Origin of the sequence: Pseudomonas sp. GL-B-26 (assembly GCF_019947405.1) — a bacterium.
GTDB lineage: Bacteria > Pseudomonadota > Gammaproteobacteria > Pseudomonadales > Pseudomonadaceae > Aquipseudomonas.
Genome location: NZ_JAGYGJ010000057.1, coordinates 1 through 24,230, shown reverse-complemented (window position 1 = coordinate 24,230; position 24,230 = coordinate 1). Strand labels below are relative to the sequence as shown.

10 protein-coding genes, 2 rRNA genes and 2 pseudogenes are annotated in these 24,230 nt (G+C 60.1%); 8 read left to right on the top strand and 6 right to left on the bottom strand.

Annotated elements, in window-relative coordinates:
• Window positions 1–36: 36 nt before the first annotated feature.
• Window positions 37–673, bottom strand: a pseudogene (locus tag KGB23_RS26505) (TolC family protein).
• Between the two features lie 193 nt (window positions 674–866).
• Here KGB23_RS26505 and KGB23_RS26500 point away from each other — a divergent pair.
• Both KGB23_RS26500 and KGB23_RS26495 read left to right on the top strand, forming a co-directional pair.
• The gene (locus KGB23_RS26500; RefSeq protein ID WP_223433175.1) at window positions 867–10,847 is read left to right on the top strand and encodes a retention module-containing protein; all 9,981 of its coding nucleotides are present in this window, start codon (window positions 867–869) and stop codon (window positions 10,845–10,847) included.
• Between the two features lie 148 nt (window positions 10,848–10,995).
• Window positions 10,996–11,334 (top strand): tryptophan synthase subunit beta, encoded by a 339-nt coding sequence (locus KGB23_RS26495; RefSeq protein ID WP_123369205.1) that lies wholly within the window; start codon window positions 10,996–10,998, stop codon window positions 11,332–11,334.
• A gap of 48 nt (window positions 11,335–11,382) precedes the next feature.
• Here the strand turns inward: KGB23_RS26495 and lapD are convergent, their stop codons facing one another.
• Together lapD and lapG are read right to left on the bottom strand one after the other, a co-directional pair.
• Window positions 11,383–13,329 (bottom strand): cyclic di-GMP receptor LapD, encoded by a 1,947-nt coding sequence (lapD, locus tag KGB23_RS26490; protein WP_223433174.1) that lies wholly within the window; start codon window positions 13,327–13,329, stop codon window positions 11,383–11,385.
• A 14-nt stretch (window positions 13,330–13,343) separates the two neighbouring features.
• Window positions 13,344–14,036, bottom strand: a complete 693-nt coding sequence (gene lapG, locus KGB23_RS26485; protein WP_223433173.1) for a cysteine protease LapG — start codon at window positions 14,034–14,036, stop codon at window positions 13,344–13,346.
• A 231-nt stretch (window positions 14,037–14,267) separates the two neighbouring features.
• On the opposite strand from lapG, the gene KGB23_RS26480 reads away from it, so the two are divergent.
• The 5 genes from KGB23_RS26480 (at window position 14,268) to KGB23_RS26460 (ending at window position 21,278) form a co-directional block, all read left to right on the top strand.
• Window positions 14,268–14,978 carry a GntR family transcriptional regulator gene (locus KGB23_RS26480; RefSeq protein WP_223433172.1) on the top strand — a complete coding sequence of 237 codons (711 nt, stop codon included), beginning with the start codon at window positions 14,268–14,270 and terminating at the stop codon, window positions 14,976–14,978.
• Between the two features lie 677 nt (window positions 14,979–15,655).
• A complete protein-coding gene (locus tag KGB23_RS26475) occupies window positions 15,656–16,432 on the top strand; it encodes a DUF3050 domain-containing protein (RefSeq protein WP_150656920.1) in 777 nt (258 codons plus the stop codon).
• Window positions 16,429–17,358, top strand: a complete 930-nt coding sequence (locus KGB23_RS26470; protein WP_223433171.1) for a diiron oxygenase — start codon at window positions 16,429–16,431, stop codon at window positions 17,356–17,358. The genes KGB23_RS26475 and KGB23_RS26470 overlap by 4 nt, the downstream gene beginning before the upstream one ends.
• 13 nt (window positions 17,359–17,371) lie before the next feature.
• Window positions 17,372–20,788: a non-ribosomal peptide synthetase gene (locus KGB23_RS26465; RefSeq protein ID WP_223433170.1), complete on the top strand. Its 3,417-nt coding sequence runs from the start codon at window positions 17,372–17,374 to the stop codon at window positions 20,786–20,788.
• A 22-nt stretch (window positions 20,789–20,810) separates the two neighbouring features.
• Window positions 20,811–21,278, top strand: coding sequence for an SRPBCC family protein (locus KGB23_RS26460; RefSeq protein WP_223433169.1), 468 nt, complete (start codon window positions 20,811–20,813; stop codon window positions 21,276–21,278).
• A 57-nt stretch (window positions 21,279–21,335) separates the two neighbouring features.
• Here KGB23_RS26460 and KGB23_RS26455 read toward each other — a convergent pair whose 3' ends face one another.
• A complete protein-coding gene (locus KGB23_RS26455; protein WP_223433168.1) occupies window positions 21,336–23,216 on the bottom strand; it encodes a methyl-accepting chemotaxis protein in 1,881 nt (626 codons plus the stop codon).
• Window positions 23,217–23,458: 242 nt separating this feature from the next.
• Between KGB23_RS26455 and KGB23_RS26450 the strand changes: the two are divergent.
• Window positions 23,459–23,798: pseudogene (locus KGB23_RS26450) on the top strand (RNA polymerase subunit sigma); the annotation flags it as partial.
• Between the two features lie 107 nt (window positions 23,799–23,905).
• Here the strand turns inward: KGB23_RS26450 and rrf (KGB23_RS26445) are convergent.
• Window positions 23,906–24,021: ribosomal RNA gene (gene rrf / locus KGB23_RS26445) — 5S ribosomal RNA — on the bottom strand.
• 106 nt (window positions 24,022–24,127) lie between these two features.
• Window positions 24,128–24,230 (bottom strand): 5S ribosomal RNA (gene rrf, locus KGB23_RS26440); the annotation flags it as partial.

Below are 24,230 nucleotides of genomic sequence, written 5' to 3'. Positions count from 1 at the left end.
CACTCTTGGCTAACATTTGAACAATGAAGGTTCTGCTCAATTCATACCAGGCAGTTGAACCTTGGGCTTCACGTCGTTTTGCACCACGGATGCCAACGGTGCGACCACTCCCTGGCTCTTGAGCAACTCGCCCATGGTCGCCTTGATTCGGTACTGAGTAAATAACTGAATGTTCTTGATCTCCGCCAGGCGACGAGACGCCGAGAACAGCTCGTTTTCACTGTCGAGCAGGTCGAGCAGGTCGAGCAAGGTGCGCTCGCCGAGACTGAACTGCTTCTGATAGGCGGTGCGCACGCGGGTGCTGTGATCGACATATTGCTGGCCGTGAGGCCCCACTTCACTCGACGTCGCAAAACCGTCAAAAACCATTTGTGACAACCGCACGCTCGATTCGCTGCGATTCAGGTTTTCCCAGTGATTGTTGTTGCCGGCGGCACGCGTGGTGATGTTATCAGTGCCTTCGCGACCATAACCGCTCAGCAGATCGACCCGTGGGAGGTATCCCCCTTTGGCTGCCTTTAACTGATAATCCGCGGCCAATCGACTATTAACGCCTGCCTGGATTTCCGGATGGACATCTCAGTGCCTGTTGCGTGGCTTCCGGAAGGGACTGCGCCTGAACAAAACTGGCGGCAAGGACTAAGGGTAAAGCCGTGAGCAGGTGCAAACGCATTATTGGAGTTTCCCGGAATTGCTTGTCTTGAATCACTGCAGAACCTGCCGCTGCATCGAATGATGACAACCGGAATGACCGCGTGTCGGAAAGTTGGATTTTTGAATACCTTTGAAAGTACGTCCGGACTGTTTGGCAAACACGCCGTCAAGTCCATGGAAGTCAACTGAATGCGACACCCGGAGAGTCTTCAATGAGCAGTGTTGTGGCCATCGTCAAAAGCATTGTCGGTCAGGTTTTCGCGGTGTCCCCAGAGGGCGTCCGCCGCGTGCTCGTTGAAGGCGACCGCTTGTTTGTCGGCGATCAGGTAGACACTGGCGCAGCAGGCGCCGTCACGCTCGAACTGGCTGACGGCCGGACCCTGGACCTGGGCCGCGACACTCAGTGGAGCGGCAGCGATCCGGACTCCAGCACTGACCTTGCACAAGCCACCGCACAAGCCGCGCCATCGGTTGAAGAGCTGCAGCAAGCCATCGCTGCCGGCGCCGACCCGACCACTGATCTTGAAGCCACTGCGGCCGGCCCGACGGCTGCCGGCACAGGCGGCGCGGCAGGTGGCGGCCATAGCTTCGTGATGCTGGATGCAACCGCTGGCCGGGTGGACCCGACCATTGGTTTCCCGACTGCGGGCATCGGCACTGCCGCGTTGGCTGCACAGAACACCATCGGCGGCCAGACGGCCGATACCATCGCCAACGTGCAGCGCGAATCGACCCTGACCTTGAGCGCCACGCCGACAACCCCGGCCGCGACCCAGGTCACCGACACCGTTGATACCACCACGGTCACCTTGACCGCCGGCGCCAACGTTACCGAAGGCGGCCAGATCACCTACACCGCGACATTGACCAACCCGGCGCAGACGCCGGTCACCATCACGTTGTCCAACGGCTCGATCATCACCATCGAAGCCGGCAAAACCACCGGTTCCGTGAACGTCGACACCCCGGCCAATGACGTTTATCAGAACGGCAGCACCGTTAGCACCACGATCACTGGCGCCACCGGCGGCAACTTCGAGAATCTGGTGCCGAGCACCACGCCAGCGGTCACCACCATTACCGACTCGGCCGACAACACCGGCCTGAGCCTGACGGCTACCGATTCGGTTGCTGAAGGCGGCTCCATCGTTTACACCGCAACACTGACCAACGCTGCCGGCACGCCAGTGACCGTCACCCTGAGCAACGGCGCGGTGATCACCATCGCCGCCAATGCCACCAGCGGCTCCGTCACCGTCGCGGCGCCGAAAGACGATGCCTACATCGACGCCGGCAAAGTCAGCGCCACGATCAGCACCGCCACCGGCGGCAACTTCGAAAACCTGGTCCCGAGCATTGTCCCGGCAGTGACCGAGGTGACCGACACGATCAACACCTCGACAGTCAGCCTGACCGCCAACGACACTGTGGCCGAAGGTGGCACCGTGGTTTACGCCGCGTCCGTGTCTGCTGAAGTTACCGGCTCGCCAGTGGTCGTGACCCTGTCTAACGGCCAGAGCATCACCATTCCGGTCGGATCGAGCAGCGCCAGCGTGAACTTCACCGCGCCGAACGATGCCCTCGTCGGCGGCGGTTCGCTGAGCGTCAAAATCGACGACGCCAAGGGCGGTAATTACGAGAAGCTGGAAGTCGACAGCAAGCCGGCGAATACATCGATTACCGATACGGCTGACACCACCACATTGAGCCTGACGGCTACCGATTCGGTTGCTGAAGGCGGCTCCATCGTTTACACCGCAACACTGACCAACGCTGCCGGCACGCCAGTGACCGTTACCCTGAGCAACGGCGCCGTGATCACCATCGCCGCCAACGCCACCAGCGGTTCCGTCACCGTCGCCGCCCCGGAGGACGATGCTTACATCGACGCCGGCAAGGTCAGCGCCACGATCACCACCGCCACCGGCGGCAACTTTGAAAACCTGGTCACCAGCCCGACCCCGGCCGTGACCAACGTGGCCGACACAGTCAACACGACGCACCTGACGCTCAGCGCTGAAAAAACGGTACTCGAAGGCTCGCACATCACCTACACCGCGACCCTCACCAACGCCGCGCAAACGCCGGTGACCGTCAAGCTGAGCAACGGCGAGACCATCACCATCGACGCCGGCAAAACCAGCGGTTCGGTGACCATCGCGGCGCCAAGCGACGATGTCCACAAGGATGCCGGCAAGCTCACCGTAACGATGACGGATGCCAGCGGTGGCAACTTTGAAAAACTCGACATCAGCAAAGCGTCAGTGACCACCACCGTCAAAGACACGGTCGACTCCACGGCCCTGTCGCTGTCGGCCAGCAATACCGTCAGCGAAGGTGGCCAGATCACCTACACCGCGACCCTGAGCAACCCGACAGACACGGCCATGACCGTGAAGTTGAACAACGGCGCCGTGATCAACATCGCCGCCGGCGCCACCACCGGTTCGGTCAACTTCGCCGCACCGGCTAACACTCCGTACATCGACGGCGGCAAAGTCCAGGCTAAGATTGCCAGCCAGAGCGGCGGCAACTTCGAAAAAGTCGTCACCGACCATTCGCTGGCGGTCACCACCGTCACCGATTCTGTAGATACCACCGGCCTGAGCCTGAGCGCCACCGGTTCGGTCGCCGAGGGCGGTTCGATCGTCTACACCGCGACCCTGACCAACGCCGCTGGCTCCGCCATGACCGTGACGTTGAACAACGGCGCGGTGATCCACATCGCCAAGGGTGCCACCACCGGCTCGGTGAACTTCGCCGCCCCGAAGGATGACGTTTACAAAGACGCCGGCAAAGTCGAAGCCAGCATCACCAAGACTGCCGGTGGCAACTTCGAGAACCTGGTGGCCGATAAGACGCCAGCGGTTACCGACGTGACCGACACCCTCAATACGTCGACAGTCAGTCTGACGGCCAACAGCACTGTGGCTGAAGGCGGCACCGTGGTGTACACCGCTTCGGTCAACGCGCCAGTGACCGGTTCGCCGGTGGTTGTGACCTTGTCCAACGGCCAGACCATCACCATTCCGGTTGGCGCCAGCAGCGCCAGCGTGAAATTCACCGCACCGAATGACGCACTGGCTGACGGCGGTTCGCTGAGCGTGAAAATCGACGACACCACCGGTGGCAATTACGAAAACCTGGTGGCGAATAAAACCCCGGCAGTCACGTCGGTAACCGACGTCAAAGACACCACCACCCTGAGCCTGAGCGCTACGGATTCGGTGGCGGAAGGCGGTTCGATTGTCTACACCGCGACGCTGACTCACGCTGCCGGCACGCCGGTGACCGTGAACCTGTCGAACGGCGCCGTGATCACCATCGCCGCCAACGCTATCAGCGGTTCCGTGACCGTCAAGGCGCCTGCCGATGACGTCTACAAAGACGCTGGCAAAGTTGAAGCGACCATCAAGGACGCCAGCGGCGGCAACTTCGAAAACCTGGTGACCAGCCCGGCGGCAGCAGTCACTGCTGTGACTGACACCCTCGATACTTCGAAGGTTAGTCTGACGGCCAACGGCACTGCGGCCGAAGGCGGCACTGTGGTTTACACCGCGTCCGTGTCTGCTGAAGTCACTGGTTCGCCGGTCGTGGTGACCTTGTCCAACGGCCAGACCATCACCATTCCGGTTGGCGCCAGCAGCGCCAGCGTGAACTTCACCGCACCGAACGATGCCCTCGCCGGCGGCGGTTCGCTGAGCGTCAAAATCGACGACGCCAAGGGCGGCAATTACGAGAAGCTGGAAGTTAACGGCAAGTCGGCGGATACCTCGATTACCGACACGGCTGACACCACGACGGTCAGCCTGACCGCTACCGATTCGGTCGCTGAAGGTGGCTCGATCGTTTACACCGCGAACCTGACCCATGCGGCCGGCACACCCGTGACCGTCACCCTGAGCAACGGCGCCGTGATCACCATCGCCGCCAATGCCACCAGCGGCTCCGTCATCGTCAAGGCACCTGCCGATGACGTCTACAAAGACGCCGGCAAAACCGAAGCGACCATCAAGGACGCCAGCGGCGGCAACTTCGAAAACCTGGTGACCAGCCCGGCGGCAGCATTCACTGCTGTGACTGACACCCTCGATACGTCGATGGTCAGCCTAACCGCCAACGGCACTGTGACCGAAGGTGGCACCGTGGTTTACACCGCCTCCGTGTCGGCGGAAGTCACCGGTTCGCCGGTGGTCGTGACCTTGTCCAACGGCCAGACCATCACCATTCCGGTTGGCGCCAGCAGCGCCAGCGTGAACTTCACCGCACCGAACGATGCCCTCGCTGGCGGCGGCTCCCTGAGCGTCAAAATCGACGACGCCAAGGGCGGCAATTACGAGAAGCTGGAAGTTAACGGCAAGTCGGCGGATACCTCGATTACCGACACGGCTGACACCACGACGGTCAGCCTCAGCGCGACGGAGTCGGTGACTGAAGGTGGTTCGATCGTTTACACCGCGAACCTGACCCATGCGGCCGGCACACCAGTGACCGTCACCCTGAGCAACGGCGCGGTGATCACCATCGCCGCCAACACTACCAGCGGCTCCGTCACCGTCAAGGCACCTGCCGATGACGTCTACAAAGACGCCGGCAAAGTCGAAGCAACCATCAAAGGCGCCACCGGCGGCAACTTCGAAAACCTGGTCACCAGCCCGGCGGCAGCAGTCACTGCGGTGACTGACACCCTCGATACGTCGACGGTCAGCCTGAAGGCAACGCCCACCGCAGCCGAAGGCGGCAACGTGGTGTACACCGCTTCCGTGACCTCCAAGGTCACCGGCAAGGACGTAGTCGTCACCCTGGCCAACGGTGAAAAAATCACCATCCCGGTCGGTGAAAGCACAGCCTCGATCACCGTTAGAGCCCCGAATGATGCATTGATCGGCCACGAGCCGCTGACCAACGCGATCAAGGATGTGACCGGCGGCAACTACGAGAATCTGGTCGCCGACAAGACCCCGACCTCGACCGCCATCAGCGACACCCTGGACATCACCAAAGTGACCATGACCGCCAGCGGTCAGGTGCTTGAAGGCGGCAACATCACCTACACCGCCAACCTGACGAATGCCGCTGGCAGCGACATGACGGTCAAGTTGAGCAACGGCGAAAGCATCGTGATCAAGGCCGGCGACAAGTCGGGCTCCATTACCGTTCCTGCACCGGCCGATGACGTCTACAAGGACGGCAGCAAAATCACCGTCCGCATCGACAGCACCAGCGGCGGCGACTTCGAGAAGCTCAACGTCAACAAAGCCATGCACATCACCACCGTCAAAGATACGATCGACACCACCACGCTGAAACTCAGCGCAGACGTGGGCACCGTCGGCGAAGGCGGTCAGATCAACTACACCGCAACACTGAACCACCCAGCGGACACGGCGATGACCGTGACCCTGAACAATGGTCTGGTGATCAACATCAAGGCCGGCGAGTCCAGCGGCTCTGCGTCATTCACCGTACCGAATAATGTCTACACCGGCGCAGCGGACGTCCTTGCCTCGATCAAGGAAACCACCGGCGGTAACTTCGAAAAACTGGACACTGATCACTCGGCCATTGTCACCAAAGTCACCGACACTGCTGACACCACCAACCTGACCTTGAGCGCTAGCGGCTCGGTGCAGGAAGGCGGCCAGATCGTCTACACCGCGACCCTGTCCCAGGCCGCCGGCAGCAACATGACCGTGAAGCTGAGCAACGGCGCGACCATAACCATCCTCAAGGATGCGGTGTCCGGCCATGTCAGCGTTGCCGCACCGAAAGACGACGTCTACAAAGACGCGGGCAAAGTTGAAGCGACCATCAAGGACGCCACCGGCGGCAACTTCGAAAACCTGGTCACCAGCCCGACGGCGGCAGTCACGGGAGTGACTGACACGATCAACACCTCAACAGTCAGCCTGACCGCCAACGGCACGGTGGCCGAAGGCGGCACCGTGGTTTACACCGCCTCCGTGTCGGCTGAAGTCACTGGTTCGCCGGTCGTCGTGACCTTGTCCAACGGCCAGACCATCACCATTCCGGTCGGATCGAGCAGCGCCAGCGTTAACTTTACCGCGCCAAACGATGCCCTCGTGGGTGGCGGTTCGCTGAGCGTCAAAATCGACGATGCCAAGGGCGGCAACTACGAGAAGCTGGAAGTTAACGGCAAGTCGGCGGACACCTCGATTACCGATACGGCTGACACCACGACGGTCAGCCTCGGCGCGACTGGGTCGGTGGCTGAAGGTGGCCAGATCGTCTACACCGCGACCTTGTCCCATGCCGCCGGCAGCGACATGACGGTAAAACTGAGTAACGGCGCGACCATCACCATCCTCAAGGATACGGTGTCCGGCCAGGTCAGCGTTGATGCGCCAAAAGACGATGCCTACATCGATGCCGGCAAAGTCAGCACCACGATCACCACCGCCACCGGCGGCAACTTCGAAAACCTGGTCACCAGCCCGACGGCGGCAGTGACCAACGTCACCGACACCTTCGACAAGACCGAAGTCAGCATCAGCGGCAGCACCTCGGTAACCGAAGATCAGACCGCCAGCTACACCGTCAGCCTGACAAACCCGGCGCAGACTGAAGTCACCCTGAAAATCACCTACAGCGGCACCGCCGCCGACGGTTCGGACTTCACCGGTGTGTACACCGTGAAGATCCCGGCGGGCAGCAGCACTGCGAGCTTCAACGTCGCGACCCTGGACGACAGGTTCACCGAAGGCACTGAAAACTTCGTGGTCAAGATCGACTCGGCCACCGGCGGCAACTTCGAAAACCTGGCGATCAGCGCTTCCAACGGCAGCGTCAGCACCTCGATCATCGACAACGATGCGCCACCGGTGCTCGACCTGGACGCCAACAACTCCAGCGGCGCCACGGGTGCCAACTACAATGTGACGTTCACCGAAGGCACCACCGGCCAGGGCGTATCGATCGGCGACACCGACCTGGAAATCACCGACCCGGACAGCACCCTGCTGACCGGCGCTACCATCGTGCTGACTAACTTTCAGCCGGGCGACGCACTGAACCTGGGCAATAAAGTCAACGGCATCAACATCACGCCCACCAGCACGGATGGCACCATCACCTTGACCCTGACGGGCAACGCGACGCGCGCCGACTACACGCAACAGATCAAAAACATCAGCTTCACCAACAACAGTGAGGACCCGAGCACGGTGCCGCGGATCATCACCGTGACGGTGACTGATGGCAGTAACAACTCCAACACCGCGACCACCACCGTCAACGTGGTCGGCGTAAACGACGCACCGACCGCCGCACCGGTTAACGTCACCGGCACCGAAGACACGCCACTGATCCTTGGCTGGTCGACCTTCGGCGTCAGTGATGTCGACAGCGCCGCCGCCAACCTGGGCGTGAAAATCACCCAACTGCCGGGTGATCACCAGTTGCAGTATCTGGACGGCGCGACCTGGAAAGACGTGACGCTCAACCAGACCTTCAGTAAGGCCGACATCGATGCCGGCAAGCTGCGCTTCATGCCTGACGCCAACGAATCCGGTGCTAATGGCTACGGCGGCACCGAAGTGGGCAACATCAAGGCCGACTACGCACAGATCAAATTCCAGCCAACCGACGGCTCGCTGCTGGGCAACACCGGCACGATCAAAATCGACATCACGCCAGTGGCCGACGCCCCATCCCTGAGTGTTGCCGACAACAGCGCCAAATCCACAGGCCTGATCAAAGAAGTCTGGACCGGCCTGCCGCTCGGCACCAATGGCAGCGGCGCAGCCACCGATACCCTGAAAAGTGTCATCGACGGCGCGGGCAAACCGAACTCCAGTGGCACGGTGACCAACGTGCAGTCCGACGGCAGCGTCGCGGCTGGCACGGCATCGAAAACCTCCGGGCTGATCTACCTCGAAGCCGGCAAGATCTACACCTTCAGCGGCACCGGTGACGACAGCCTGCTGGTGACCATCGGCGGTAAAAACGTGGCGGCCACGACGTGGGGCGCGGGCGGCAGCCTGAACGGTTCGTTCACCCCGACCACCAGCGGTTACTACACCCTGGACATTTACCACCACAACCAGAGCGGCCCGGGTAACTATGACGTCAACCTGTCGGTCAACGGCAGTGCCGCGGTCGACCTGAGCAGCGCCGGCGTGCCGCTGTACACCGGCATCGCGGACCTTGCCGCTTCCGGCGTGACAGTGTCCGATTTGCACGGCACCAGCGGCGAAGGCTACTACGAAGGCTACAAACTCAATGAAGCCGCGGAAGGGACCAGCGTTCATCTGTCCGCGATCAAGACGGCCCTGACGGATATCGATGGCTCCGAAAGCCTGAGCGTGAAAATCAGCGGCATTCCGGCGGGCTCGGTACTCACCGATGACGCCGGCCACACCTTCACCGCCAGCGCGACGTCCGGCGAAGCCAACGTCACGGGCTGGAACCTCGGCACCCTGACCGTCACTCCGCCGCCGTACTACAACGGCCAGTTCAACCTGACCGTGACCTCGACCTCCACCGAATCGCTCGGCGGTTCGGCGCAAAGCACCGCGACGATCCCGGTCACGGTTTACCCGGCGGTCTACAACGCCACCACCGCCACGGCGGCGGATGACACCATCACCGGCACTGACGGCAACGACATCATGGTCGCCGACATCGGCGGGCTGACCGTGGTGCCGGGCACCAACTACAACATCGCGTTCATGGTCGACAGCTCGGGCAGTATGAACGACGCCTCGGTCAAGGCCGCGAAGGACTCGCTGACATCGGTGTTCAACACCCTCAAACAGAGCATGGGCGGCAACTCGGGGACGGTGAATATCTTCCTGGTGGACTTCGACACCCAGATCAACAGGTCGGTGTCAGTCAACCTGAAGGATCCGAACGCACTGACCTTACTCAAATCTGTTCTGGATTCCATGTCGTCCGGCGGCGGTACCAACTACGAAGACGTGTTCAAAACCACGGCCAACTGGTTCCAGAGCGCCGACGCCGTAGCCAACACCGGGGCGAAGAACCTCACGTACTTCATCACCGACGGCAAGCCGACCTACTACCAGAGCGGTGAGTCGACCAACCCGACCTTGTTCGGCAACGTGAAGCTCGATGAAGTCATCACCACCGCCAATTACAAATTGGGACAGAGCTACTCCGCTTATCTGGACAGCACTCACTACCTGACCATCGACACTTCCGGCACGGTCACGCTGCAGACGTACAAGAACTCATGGGGTGGTTACTGGAGCAGCGACGAGCTGGGCACCCTGCATGCCGAGGGCAACGGCACATACGAGCTGTCCTATCGCGACGGCAACGGCAGCAGCACCGGCTCCAAAGCCATCGACAACTCGACCGACAGCTTCGCGCTGCTGGGCAAGGTCTCGACGGTAGAAGCCATTGGTTTGAACAAAGACGTCACCCTTGGCGATCTGAAGCCGTACGACTCGGATAAAACACCGCAAACCAACATCGACCCGAAAGACCTGGCCAACTCGATCATCGGTCACACCGAAGCGACAATGCCAGGCGCCGACACGGTCAATGGCGGCGATGGCAATGACATCCTGTTCGGCGATCTGGTGAGCTTCAACGGCGTTGCCGGCGAGGGTTATCAGGCGATGCAGGCGTTCGTCGCCCAGCAAACCGGCGTGGACGTCAGCAAAGTCACCACCAGCAACGTGCATCAGTTCATCACCGAGCACTACACCGCGTTCGATGTGTCCGGGGCGCATGACGGTAATGACTCGCTGCTGGGCGGTGCCGGTAATGACATTCTCTTCGGCCAGGGTGGCAACGACCTCCTCGACGCCGGCAAGGGCAATGACATCCTGCTCGGTGGCTCGGGTAATGACTCGCTGATGGGTGGTTTGGGCGCCGACACCTTCGTCTGGAAGGCTGGCGACACTGGCAGCGACGTGATCAAGGACTTCAAGGCCAGCGAGGGTGACCGCATCGACTTGCGCGATCTGCTGCAGGGCGAAACCGGCAGCACCATCGACAACTTCCTGAAGATCATCACCGTGGATGGCGTTTCGTCCCTGCAAGTCAGCTCCGCCGGCAAGTTCAACGGCGCCGACGCCGCAGCGGCAGCGGCAGCACCGGATGTGACGATCAAGCTGGAAGGCAACAACTGGTCCAGCGCCAACATCAACTCGTTGATTGCCGGCAGTGACCCGACCATCAAAATCGATCACAACAACACCTGATCCAACGAAAAACGGCCGCCCTCATGGGGCGGCCGTCACGTTTGCGCCCAACATCCCGGTGACGATTTCGTCGCCGCACCGCATACTCGCGTCCAGTTGGCCTATGCTGCTGACAGCATGACGCCGGTCCATTTCCGAGGGATGTTCAATGTTCTACGTGCAACGCGATGCGCAAGGTCAGTTAGTGCGCGTGGAAGCCACGGCCTACGCCGAGGCCACGGAAACACTGCCGGCCGACCACCATGAAATCCAGGCCTGGTATGCCAATGAAGTAGTGGAAACCAGCCTCAAACAACTCAAGCAGAGCGACCTGGAAATGATCCGGGTACTCGACGACTTGATCCAGGTGTTGACCAGCAAGGGGGTGATCCGCGTCACCGACCTGCCGCCGGCCGCACAAGCCAAGCTGATGGACCGGACTCAGGCCCGTGAGGCGTTGGGTGGGTTGAGTCAATTGATCGATGATGATGAGACGGGGTTGATCTAACGCCTCAGACCGATCGCTCCCACGCTGAGCGTGGGAGCGATCGGTAGGTTACTGCCAAGGCTTCGGCTCACCAAACAACTGCCCCTGAACCCCATACAACCCCATCTCACGAATCACCACCAACTCTCCTTCCGTCTCGACCCGCTCGGCAATCAACGGCAAATCAATGCTGTGCGCCGCCCGCTGAATCGCCTCGATGAACAGGCGCTTGTCGCTCTCCTGATCAATCGCCCGGATGTAACTGCCGTCGATCTTCAGATACGCCAACCCAAGCCGCGCCAGGTTGCCGATCATGCTGAAGCGCCCGCCAAAGCGTTGCAGGCTCAGGGAGAACCCGAGTTCGTGCAGACGTCGCGTCAGCTCTTCCAGCATGGCTTGCTCCGGCAACTGCTCCTCGCCGATTTCCAGGGTCAATCGCGCCCCGAGATCCGAATGCTGACGCAGGATGTCGAAGACTTTATTCAGTGCCTGCGGATCGGCCAGCGTCGCTGAAGACAAGTTCAGCGCCAGCGACTCTTTATGGTCGGCCATCTGCTCAAGTACCAGCTCCAACATCAGCCGATCAAGCCGCGCGGTCCAGCCAAAGCGCTCGAGCCACGGCAGGAAGCGCCCGGCGGGAATGGTCTGGCCCTCGTCGTCGATCAAACGCGACAGCACCTTGTGATGCAGCACCAACTGCGTGTCCTGGGCGGCCACCACCGGCTGGAAATACAGCTCGAAGCGCTGCTCGTTCAACGCCTGTTCCAGTAAGTTGTGCCAGGCATGATGGTCGTCGCCGACGCTGGCCGACGCACTGTGATCCAGGCAGACCCAGCTCGAATCGCCCTGGCTTTCCGCCTGAGCCAACGCCTGATCGCCCAGCCCGAGCACCGCTTGCGGGGAGTCGCCATAAACAAACGGCGCCAGCCCGATCGAGGCCACCGAGGCCACGTCGGTGGCGCCCGTCGCGTGCAGGCTTGCCAACGCGCTGTCGAGGTTCTGCGCCAGTTGCAACGCTTCTTCACGCACCAGCCCCGGCGCCAGCACGGCGAACTCGCCGCCGCGAATCCGCGTCACGAGGTTCAGGGTTTCCGGGTATTTGGCGCACTCTCGGGACAACTGCTCGCCAACCGCTTTCAACAACTGGTCAGTGCGTTGACCGCCCAACCGCTGGTTCAACCCGGCCAGGTCCCTGACCCGTAATAGCAGCAAATAACCGGAACTCGCCTGCTCCGGATTGCTCACTCGGGCGTTCAGTTGCATTTCGAAATAACGACGGTTGGCCAGCCCCGTCAGGTTGTCCTGATAGGACTCGGCCCGCAGCTTTTCACTGCGCTCGGCCTGTTCCTGGAACAGCGCTTTAAGCTTCTCGACCATCTGGTTCATGGCCTGCACCACGCGGCGCAGTTCCGGCGTGCGCGGCAGTTGCGGCAGGCTGAGGAATTCGCGGCGAGCGATGGCGTGGGATTGCTTGACCATGTAATCCAGCGGCTTCAGTTGCCGGCGCAACAACAGCGCGCCCAGCACCGCGCTCACCGCCCCGCAGATCAGTAACCAGCCAAGACTGCCCAGCGCGCTCTGCCAGAGTTTGGCCAACGCGAACATCGGGTGACTGACCACCTCGACCCGCGCCGCCTGCTCCCAGCCACGGCTGACGAGGGCATCACCACCGGCCGCCTCCAGCCCGATCATCTTGACGAACCAGTCCGGCACATTGTTCACCGCTGGAATGCCGCTGCGCTCGACGATGGTCTGATCGGTCTTGAGGTCGACCACGCGGATGCTCGCGTAATAACCGCTGTCGAAGATCGAACTGACCAGCAACTCGACCATCGCCGGATCGTCGATGTTCGGTGTCAGGGACAGTGCCAATGCTGTCGCGGCATCCTGGGCGTGGGAGCGCAACTGGTTGACGTATTGGGTGCGCGAGCTTTCCAGGCTGACCACGAAGCTACCGGTGAAGGCGATTACCAGGAACAGACAGATAGCGATCAACAGCTGTTTGAACAAGGACATCTGAGCGCGTGCTCCTAGTTAGTCGTCTCGACTGGGAAACCTTCGGCCTGCATTTTCTTCAACACATCCTGCCAACGAGACAGGCGTTTGGTGTCACCGACTTTCTTGTTGCCCTTGGCGCCCGGCAACCACAACCCTTCGGCATTAAAAGAGTAGACCGGCAGCAAATCGGTTCGCTGGCTGGCCGGTTTGATCGCATCGATCAGGCTGTCGAGTACCAGCGGCATGGCCTCGGGGCTTGAGTAGTAGGTCAACACCATGTGCGCCCGATTCAGGCGCAAGGCCTTGACGTACGTGATGCGCAGCTTGTCGCTGGCAACGCCGAGATGACGCAGGCTGAAATACTTGGCGATCGCGTAATCTTCGCAATCGCCGGCGCCCTTCCACAGGGCCTCGATGGGTGTTTCCCAATAATCGACCTCGTGCCACAGGTCGATGTCTTCCTCGTAACGCATCTGCTTATTGAAGAACTGGTTGACCACTTCAAGCTGTTCCAGCTCGCCGACTTGCTTTTGCGTGACCAATAAGTGCTGCCAGGCATCAATGCGTGGCTGTCCTTCGCCCAATGGCCCGTACAATGCCTGCGCGCGACGGCTGATCAGCGAAAAATCCCAATCGGCATGCAGCCCGCCCAGCATAACGCCGGCCAGCAGCAACGCGCAGCACAGCCAGCGCAAAGTCCGAGGGATCGCGAAACGTACCGCCAATGCGAGGCATCCAGGTCAGGCAGGTGGAAATCGGTCGATGGTGCAGGTTAGCCCGGTAAAAGACAATGGCACGGTGAGATCACTGCTGGCGCGCTAAACTTTGTATGGCAGGTGTCATTAAAAACACCGTGGCCAGGTCAGGGCGACCTTTTGTCCGTTTGACAACCTGTCAGGCAGTCACTAGGGTCCTCGTGGATCCAAATTCATTTCAGTCAAACAGGGTGCGTAGTTGTGACACAGAAGCCCAATCCTCTGAACAGCATCAAGGTCAACGGGCCGATTCCCGCTCACCTGGCACGCTCGGTGATCGAAGAAACCCTGCGTTCGGCCATTCTCGACGGTCGCATACCCTGCGGCACCGCCCTGCGTCAGCAAGATTTGGCCGATCTTTTCGGTGTCAGCCGCATGCCGGTGCGCGAAGCCTTGCGCCAGCTCGAAGCCCAGGCGCTGCTCAACGTCATCGCCCATAAAGGCGCCGTGGTCGCACCGCTGGTTCAGGGCGATGCCGTGGAAACCTACGCGCTGCGGATCCTGCTGGAATCCGAAGCGTTGCGCCTGTCGATCCCGTTAATGGTCAATGAGGATTTCGAACAGGCTGCCCGCTACATCGACGAACTGGAAACAGAAAACAACTACACCGAAATCGGCCGGCTCAATCGGCTTTTCCACATGGCGCTGTACTGCAAGGCGCCGAACCAACGGCTATTGAGGCTGGTGGAAGACGGACTGAACGAAGAGGAGCGTTTCCTGCGCTTCAACCTGGAAGCCATGGGCCTGGGCAAACTGTCCCAGGAAGATCACCGGGCGCTGTTGCAGGCCGTCGAAGACCGGGACGTCGAGCGCGCAGTGAAGTTGCTCGAACAACACCTCAACCGGGGCGTCGAGGTCATCACCCGCTACCTCAACAGCCCCGAAGCGCTGAACAAGAAAACCTCCAGGTAAACTGCGCCGGCAAGCCTGAGCGAGCAGATCGAACTGCTCGTTCTCGCTTGCCGCGCTGCGCTGCGCCCCTCTCCAAAGCCCTGCCCTCGATTTACCCCTCTCAAAACCAACAATGACTCCGAGTCGATGACGCGCCGGTGATAGCGGCTGTCGTGATTTACGCTCACTCTTGGGCTGCCAACAAATAATGAACGGGCGACGCACCGCACGAGCGGAGCAGTCCCCGCACCAAGAACCTACGGAAGGAGTCTTGCCACGGGAAAGGAAGAACCGACGTTGATCCCAGTCAACTTCCGCCCCCTCAATTCACTTCAACGACTCAGTTAGAAAGTTGCTTCGAGTGAGGCATTCACTCTTTATTTTAATTCTGACTTATATAAGCCGGAAGGAGTAACTGCATCCAAATGAAACTCAAATGAAAAGTTTTATTGGAACTTGTCGCGCGCCAGAAAGTTAAACTTTCAAATAATATAAAAATAACTTGCCCGACACTTTATTCATGTATTAGTTTTTCTCCGCCGCCTTCAATACAGGCGCCCGGCCGTCACTTAACGACGCATTGCAACTTACCCACATCAATTCGCTTGAGGCCTCCGCTCGCCAGCGAAAAGCTTTAACTGACGATCGCTTATTCATTAAACCGCAACGGTATATCCAATTCACTTATAGGCTCGCCCATGAAACCGACTAAAGACCGTCTCAACCAGAAGAAAGCAGAACTTAGCGCTCATCCGATCTTTTCTGAAATCAACTCAATGTCGGTATTGCAACGTTTCATGGAAACCCATGTGTTTGCGGTATGGGATTTCATGTCACTGACCAAACGCCTGCAACAGGAACTGACCTGCGTCCAGCTACCCTGGCTGCCACCGCGAGATCCGCAGGCGGCGCGTTTGATCAACGAGATCGTGCTGGGTGAAGAGTCCGATGATCGTCCGGCTCACGGTCACTACAGCCATTTCGAGTTGTACCTGGATGCCATGCGCGAAGTTGGCGCCAGCACGGTGGTGGTCGAACGCTTCGTCGCGCTGCAAAAAGAAGGCGTGAGTTACGACGTGGCACTGCAAAGCGTGGACGTCGATCCGGCGGCAGCGCAGTTCGTGCGCAACACGTTGCACACCGCGTTGCATGCGCCGGGGCACAGCGTTGCGGCGGCATTTCTGCATGGTCGCGAGAGCGTCATCCCGCAGATGTTCCAGCGAATTCTTGATGACTGGGGCATCGGCATCGAACAGGCGCCGACCTTCCGTTACTACCTCGAACGGCACATCGAAGTCGATTCCGAAGACCACGGCCCCGCCGCTGAAAAACTCCTCGCCCGACTGGTCAATGGCGATCCGCAACGCGAAGAAGACGTCTACGCCAGCGCCATCGCTGCCGTGGAAAGCCGCATCGCGCTGTGGGACGGCCTGCGCCTGAGCATGAGCGAACCGGTTGCCGAGGTGAATGCATGAACGCCGCCGACTACCAATCCTTCGCCGATGCCTGGGAAAGCCGCGCGACCATCCGTACCCGCCCCCGGCGCGTGCTGGAAAACGACGACAAGCTGATCTACCCGTTGAGCCGCCAACCGTTGGTGCTGAGCGAAACCTTCCTGCGCGAATGCCCGGAGCAGCGCGACTTTGCGCTGGTGCAGACGCTCTACAAATTCATCAACGACGTGGTGATCTTCGAAACCGAAATCGTCGACAAGACCGCCCGCAGCATCGCCAAGAATCGCTTCGCCGTGGCCTTCCCGTTTGCCTGCCGCTACGACGCCATGACCGTGGTGGTGGACGAGGATTACCACGCACTCGTGGCGATGGACTTCATGCAACAGACCGTCGCCATGACCGGCATCACGCCCATCGAACTGCCGGATGAAATCGAACTCAGCCGAGCCATTCCAGCGGCCGTGGCGCTCGCGCCGGAACACCTGCGCAGCGCCGTGGAATTGATCTGCGTGGCCATCGCCGAGAACACCGTGACCGGCGATGTCGCGGCGTTCGCCAAGGACGACACGGTCAAGCAGTCGATCAAGGGCCTGATGGCCGACCACTTGCTCGACGAAGGTCGCCACTCCGGATTCTGGGCGCGGCTGGTGCGCATCTACTGGCACACCGCGAGCGAAGACGACCGCCGCTGCATCGCGCACATCCTGCCGGTGTTCATCGGCCATTACCTGACCAACGACATTCAGAAATCGTTCGACTTCCGGCTGATCGAGTCCTTGCAGATCAGCGATGGCGCACGCCACGCACTGAAGAGCGAAGTCTCGGGGCTGGCCTTCCCGATCAATCGCCATCACCCGCTGGTCGCCAACATCGTGCGGTTTTTCCGAAGCAGTTCGCTGCTCGATTCGCCGTGCGTGCAAGACGCCCTCAGCGATTACCTGGTTTAACGAGGAGCCCATCATGAGACGTCTCGACATTCTGCTCATTGGACACAGCCAGGCCTTGACCGACCTGGCGCTGGAACTTGAACAACACGGTCATTCTCTGGTGCGCCTGAAGGCTGTCGACGAGCAGCCGCTGAGTAACGCTGATTTGCTGATCGACGACGCCAGCCTGCCGGTTCAATACGTCGGCGATGCACCGCGACTGACGCTGCAACTGGGTATCGGTGTGCCTGGGATTTCTGGCCTGCCGCCGCTGGACCTGCTGTGCACGTACGGTTCAACGCTGTTCACTCGCGTGCCGATCACCGATGAACCTTCGGGCAACGGTCAGGCATTGCGCCTGCGTGCAGTGGCAGAACTGGTCGATCACGTAGCGCTACTGGTCAGCCGTTTCTCTCGCGATGCCGACTATTTTCTATTGGCCGGCCCTGCTGCTCCCACTTGCTTCGAGCACGTGGAAAATCTGCTCTACTTGGAGAACCTCGCGTTTTTCCATCAGCTCAATCTCACGGCGGCACCCGCGCTGCTGGCGCTCAGCCAAATCCCGATGATCGAGCGCCTTGAGCAGCGCTTCATCCAGTGTGCCGAACGACCCGCGCTGAACATTGCCGGCACGTCTCTGAACTATCGGCACTTGCACGCCCACAGCCGCGCCATCCAGCAACGTTTGCAGCCGTTGCTCGCTCAGCATCACGGGCCGTTGGTGATCGGGATCTGCCTGCCAAAATGCAGCGCGTTGTATGCGGGAATTCTCGCGATTCTTGGCAGTGGCGCGGTGTACTTGCCGCTGGAGCCGAGTCATCCCCTGCAACGTCAGCAGTACATTCTGGAAAACGCCGGGGCAATGTTTTTGCTGCATGACGGTGAGCATCCGCTCGCGGCGCAAATGCCGGGACTCGACATCAGCCGCATCGACATCGGTGACGTGGATCTCGATCAACCCTTGATGCGCCAACGACCCGATCCAGATGCGCCGTGCATGGCGCTCTATACCTCGGGCACCACCGGCCATCCCAAAGGCGTATTGCTCAGCCAGGCCAACCTCGCGCACTTCACCGCGTGGTACGCCGACTATGTGCAGCTGACCGAACAGAGCCGGGTACTGCAGTTTTCGTCGTTGAGTTTCGACTCGTCGCTGATCGATATCTTCCCGACCCTGCTCCAGGGCGCCGAGCTGATCGTGCCCGGCGACGATCAGCGCCGCGATCCGTTGCAACTGGTCGAGCTGATCCGCCATCAACAACTGAGCCACGCCTTTTTGCCGCCGGCGTTGTTGAGCATCCTGCCGCTGGATCAATTGCACTGCCTCGATCACGTGATGACCGGCGGCGATGTCTGCGAACCCTACGTCATCGAGCAGCTCACCCGTCAGGGCAACCTCTACAACCTCTATGGCCCTACCGAAGCGACAGTGTTGATTACCGCGCGGCAACTGCGCACCGGCGACAGCAACCGCACCCTCGGCGCGCCTATCGCCAACAGTCAGGTGCTGATTCTCGATGAGGATTTTCAACCGGTGGCCGAGCAGACCATCGGTGAGTTGTACATCGTCGGGCCGGGCGTGTGCCTGGGCTACCTGAACAACCCGCAACAGACTGCCGAACGTTATCTGAATCTGAATTTGCCGAATGGTCAGAGCCTGCGCGCCTACCGCACCGGCGACATGGCGAAGTGGACGCGCGACGGCATCGAGCTGTGCGGGCGGCGCGACAATCAGGTGAAGATTCGCGGCTTCCGGGTCGAGCCGGAAGAGATCGAACGCTGCCTGCGTGACAGTCAGTTGTACCGCCAGGTGGCGGTGGTTATCGACAGCCAGCGCCGGATTCTGGCCTTCCTCGCGCAGCCTCAGGAGGATCAACCCGGCACCGCTCGGGAAGCGCTGAAAGCTCACGCGACACAGTTTCTGCCGGATTACATGCAGCCCACAGCGTGGACCGAACTTCCGAACATGCCGTTCGCCAGCAACGGCAAAGTCGACCGCAAGGCGCTGCTGGCAATGCCTGTGAATGTGTCCGAAAACACGCTGCGGCGCTTGCCCGCCAGTGCCGATGAGGCGTTGCTGTTGGAGATCTGGGCCGAGCTGCTGGAGCTGCCGGCCAGCGATATTTCCACCGACGAAAGTTTCTTCAACCTGGGCGGCCACTCGATCCTGCTGTCGCGCATGCTCTTGCGGTTGCGGGAAGAGTTCGGTCGCAGCATCTCGATCAACCGCTTCATCGAATTGCCGACCATCGCGAAGTTGGCGACCTTGGTGCGCGGCTCCGGTACCGAAGAAGTATTGAGCGAAAAAGCCTTGGCCGATGCCTTCCGCGAACTGGATATCCAGCCGTTGCCAGTCAACCGCATGGGCGATGTGCACAAGGTGATCGTTACCGGCGCCAACAGCTTTGTCGGCGTGCACATCGTCGAAGCGTTGCTCGCCTGGGGCGCCAGCGAAGTCGCCTGCCTGGTGCGCGACGGCGGTGGGCAATCGGCGGCCGAGCGGTTTGCCCATGCACTGCGAGAAAACCGTCTGGAGCATCTGGACCTGAGTCGGGTGCGGGTTTATGCGGCGGACATTACGCGTCCGTCATTGGGGCTCGAAGCGGATGTTTACGAGCGACTGGATCGGCAGTTCGGTGCGTTGGTGCATAACGCCGCCAACGTCAATCACGTACTCGATTACGAGTCGCTGGCGCGGGACAACGTCGAGCCGATTTTCGAGTGCCTTCGGTTGTGCGAAGGGCGCAGCAAGAAGATCTTCAACTTCGTCTCGACGCTCTCGGCTTCCAGCACGATTGCCGCCGATGGCCGGGTGCTGGAATTGCCCGCCGCGCAGACCCCGCCGATCTACATCAAGAACGGCTACAACCTGTCCAAATGGGTCGGTGAGCGGATCCTCGAACGCGCTCGCGAACGTGGCGTATGGGTCAATCTTTATCGCCCCGGCAACATCAGTTTCAACAGCCTCACGGGTGTCTGCCAGCCGCATAAAAACCGCTTGATGCTGATGCTCAAAGGCTCGATCCAGCTCGGCCAGGTGCCGGAATTCGCGCTGAATTTCGACCTGATGCCGGTGGACTTTCTGGCCCGATTCATCGCCTTCCACGCCAGCCGTTATTCATCCGAAAAAGCGGTGTTCAACCTGCACAACCCCGAACCTCTGAGCTGGGACAACTACGTCGCGTCATTCCGTGAGGCGGGTCGGGAGTTTTCCATGGTCAGCGTCGCCGACTGGCAGCAGCAACTGGGCCGGGTCGACAGCGACAACGCGTTGTTCGGCGTGCTTGGTTTCTACCTGAACGGCTTCGAGGAAGACATCGGCGACATCTCAATGATCGGCCACGCCAACGCCCAGGCGGGCGTACGGCAGATGGGCGCGCATTACCCGGAAAAATCCCCGGCGCTGCTGCGGCGCGGCTGCGACTACCTCAAAGAAATCAACTTCATCTGATTCACTCAACCGGAGCAAAACCATGAAAACCCTACAACCCGACACCCTGATCAAAAACCCTCAAGGCTGCCACGTCGTGTCTTCGGTGGAAGTGCCGGCCGATGCCAGGAAGGTCTGGGCAGTGGTCGGTAACTTTGCCGGCTTCGATCAATTCATTCCGGCGCTGTCGCACATCGAGATGACCGGCGAAGGCGTGTCGTCCCTGCGCAAGAAATTCTTCAAGGACGGCAACCTGGTGGTCGAGCAACTCAACTCCCGGGATGACCAGGCGCTGAACATGACCTGGACCACGATTTACAACACCTTGGGCGTGGCCAATTTGTGGGCGGCGATGAGTGTCGAACCGCTGGGCGCGGGTAAATCCCGAGCGACCTGGACCATCATCGCCGAACCCGCACAGGGCGGCGCCGAGGCGTTGCCGGGGTTCACGGATTTCGTGCAGGGCTTTGCCGATGACTCGATGAACAATGTGTTGAAGCTGTTTGCGTAGGGCATGAAAAAGCCCGCTGTGGATGACTCCACAGCGGGCTTCTTTTACATCGTTTGATCAGATTTTGAAGCTGTCGACCAACTGCTTCAACCGGTTCGCCTGCAGGGACAACGCATCGCAATCCTTCAACGTTTCATTGAGGTTGGCCACGCTCTGCTGGTTCAGCAGGTTGATCTGGTTAACGTCGACGTTGAGAGTTTCCACGACCGCCGTCTGCTCTTCGGTCGCCGCGGCCACCGACTGGTTCATGCCATCGATTTCGCCGATGCGCTGGGTCACGCTGACCAGACGCAGACCGGCCTGGTTCGCCACTTCGACGCTCTGCTCGCTGGAGACCTGACTGGCGTTCATGGTCGTCACCGCTTCACGAGAACCGATCTGCAGCGAGGTGATCATCTTGTGGATCTCCTCCGCCGATTCCTGAGTACGGTGAGCGAGGTTGCGCACCTCGTCCGCCACCACCGCAAAACCACGACCGGCTTCACCGGCGCGGGCCGCTTCGATGGCCGCGTTGAGCGCGAGCAAGTTGGTCTGCTGAGAGATGCCTTTGATCACATCCAGAATGTGCCCGATGTTGTCGGTGCTGGCGTTCAGGGTTTCGATCTGCGTGCAGGACAGGCTGATTTTCTGCGACAACTCGGTCATCGCCAGAATGGTTTTCTCCACCACCTGACGACCATCATCGGCCTGCTCGCTCGCGCCGCTGGCGTGCTGGGAAGCATCGGCGGCGTTGCGGGCGATTTCCTGGGTGGCGGCGCCCAACTGGTTGATCGCCGCGGCCACACTGTTGGTGCGGGCGCTTTGCTCGTCGGAGCCGACGATCGAGGCGTTGGACGAAGCCATCACCCGTTGCGACAGGTCGTGAACCTGGCGGGTTGCCGACGACACTTCGGAAATCGACGCGTGAATTCGCTCCACGAACTGGTTGAACGAACCGCCCAGCTCACCGAACTCGTCTTTGCTTTCCACGGCCAGACGTCGGGTCAGGTCGCCCTCGCCTTGAGCGATGTCCTGCATCGCACGACCCATGGTGGTCAGCGGACGCATCAGCACGTTGATCAGCAGGCTCAGCAGCACGGCAATGGCCGTCACGGCGATGAACATCGCGATCAGCGCAGAAGTACGGAACTGGCTGAGGGGTGCGTAGGCCTTGTCCTTGTCGATCGACAGACCGATGTACCACTCGGCATTCGGCAAACCACTGACCGGAGTAAACGAAAGGATACGGTCCTGCTTGTTCAGGGTGACTTCCTGATTGCCCTTCTCGATGCGCACGCCGGCGTTCGAGTAGATGTCCTTCAGGTTTTTCATTACCTGGTCCTTGTCCGGGCTGACGATCACCTGACCGTCGGCACTGACCAGGAATGCGTGGCCGATACCACCGAAGTCCACCGAGTTGATGATCTTCACCAGCGTTTCCAGGCTCAGGTCACCACCGACCACGCCGAGCAACTCGCCGTTCTTTTTCACCGGCAGGGCGATGGTCACCACCAGCCCACCGACGGCGGCCATGTAAGGCGGGGTCAGCATGGTCTTGTCGGCAGCCACGGCCTGTTTGTACCAGGGACGCTGACGCGGGTCGTAACCGTCAGGCATCTTCGCGTCTGGGCGCTGAGTGAATACACCGTTGGACTGGCCAACGTAGGTGAACTGGAAGTTCGAGGTCAGGGCCGGTTGACTGACCAGCCCCGGGAGGTCGGCATTGGCACCTTGATGGGCGACGTTTTGCGCGAGGTTTTCCAGCACCAGCACGCGGCCGCTCATCCAGTTCTGCACGCTGCTGGCGGTCAGATCGCCGGCCTGCTGGACGCTCGATTCAAGGTTTTGACGGATGGTGTTTCGCTGCAGATAGTCGTTGTACAAAGTGAACAACGCAAAAGCCAGCACCACGACGCCGGAGGCGGCCAGAAGGATTTTATGACTGAATTTGAGATTCATTTCATGGGACTTCTTATGCAAAAAGTGGGGATGCGTTCCGGGTTGCAACATTCCATGTAACAGCGCAGGCAGGGCTCTGTGGCCGCTCTACTTTGGTGCACGCATGTCTTATCAGGCTGTCGGCACAAACCGGAGAAAACTTAGGCGTTTGTACGAAATGGTCGGCATTCCTGTCAGATACCCGCCGAACGGCGTGCCAGAGCGGCTGATCAATCCTTTTGTGGTAGCGGTAGTTCGTACAGCAGTTGCAAATTTCCCGCGCCTTTGTGCGAACGATCGCCCGTGCCTGGTGATCGACCATTGGCGGTGTGAAAAAACGAACGCGCCTACCTGGAAACCATTGCCCATTTGCCCTAGTCCGCCCCGCGAGTGTCGAAGCGCGGGCATTAGTGCTTGAGTTGCTGGAAAGTATTGCCTGCATGCTCGAAGGCCTGAAGCCGAACGTGCGTCAGGCGTCTCTGCTCGCGCAGTGCGAAGGGTTTACCCACCAACGCTAAGCAAATGGGTTTGTCTCTGCGATCAATGGAGCGCTATGTGGCCGACCGGCTGTATCTCTTCTACGTGCTTCGGTATGAGCAGTGATGCCTGTGGATAACTTGTCGCTGAATCGGCGCGGTGAACCGGCGTTTAGCGAGCCCATAACGACAAAACCCCTGTCTGCGTTAGCAGACAGGGGTTTTGGAATTCAATCTTGACGATGACCTACTCTCACATGGGGAAACCCCACACTACCATCGGCGATGCATCGTTTCACTGCTGAGTTCGGGATGGGATCAGGTGGTTCCAATGCTCTATGGTCGTCAAGAAATTCTGTGACCGGCCCGTTACAGCGTAACGTGCCAGCAAAATGGGTGACTTCTACTAAAACAAAACCCCTACCTGCAGATGCAGATAGGGGTTTCGGAATTTAATCTTGACGATGACCTACTCTCACATGGGGAAACCCCACACTACCATCGGCGATGCATCGTTTCACTGCTGAGTTCGGGATGGGATCAGGTGGTTCCAATGCTC

Bases quoted from the DNA above. Each gene is read 5' to 3' on its own strand.
- KGB23_RS26500 (WP_223433175.1), top strand. From the start codon at position 867: ATGAGCAGTGTTGTGGCCATCGTCAAAAGCATTGTCGGTCAGGTTTTC.
- KGB23_RS26495 (WP_123369205.1), top strand. From the start codon at position 10,996: ATGTTCTACGTGCAACGCGATGCGCAAGGTCAGTTAGTGCGCGTGGAA.
- lapD (WP_223433174.1), bottom strand. From the start codon at position 13,329: ATGTCCTTGTTCAAACAGCTGTTGATCGCTATCTGTCTGTTCCTGGTA.
- KGB23_RS26475 (WP_150656920.1), top strand. From the start codon at position 15,656: ATGAAACCGACTAAAGACCGTCTCAACCAGAAGAAAGCAGAACTTAGC.
- KGB23_RS26470 (WP_223433171.1), top strand. From the start codon at position 16,429: ATGAACGCCGCCGACTACCAATCCTTCGCCGATGCCTGGGAAAGCCGC.
- KGB23_RS26465 (WP_223433170.1), top strand. From the start codon at position 17,372: ATGAGACGTCTCGACATTCTGCTCATTGGACACAGCCAGGCCTTGACC.
- KGB23_RS26460 (WP_223433169.1), top strand. From the start codon at position 20,811: ATGAAAACCCTACAACCCGACACCCTGATCAAAAACCCTCAAGGCTGC.
- KGB23_RS26455 (WP_223433168.1), bottom strand. From the start codon at position 23,216: ATGAATCTCAAATTCAGTCATAAAATCCTTCTGGCCGCCTCCGGCGTC.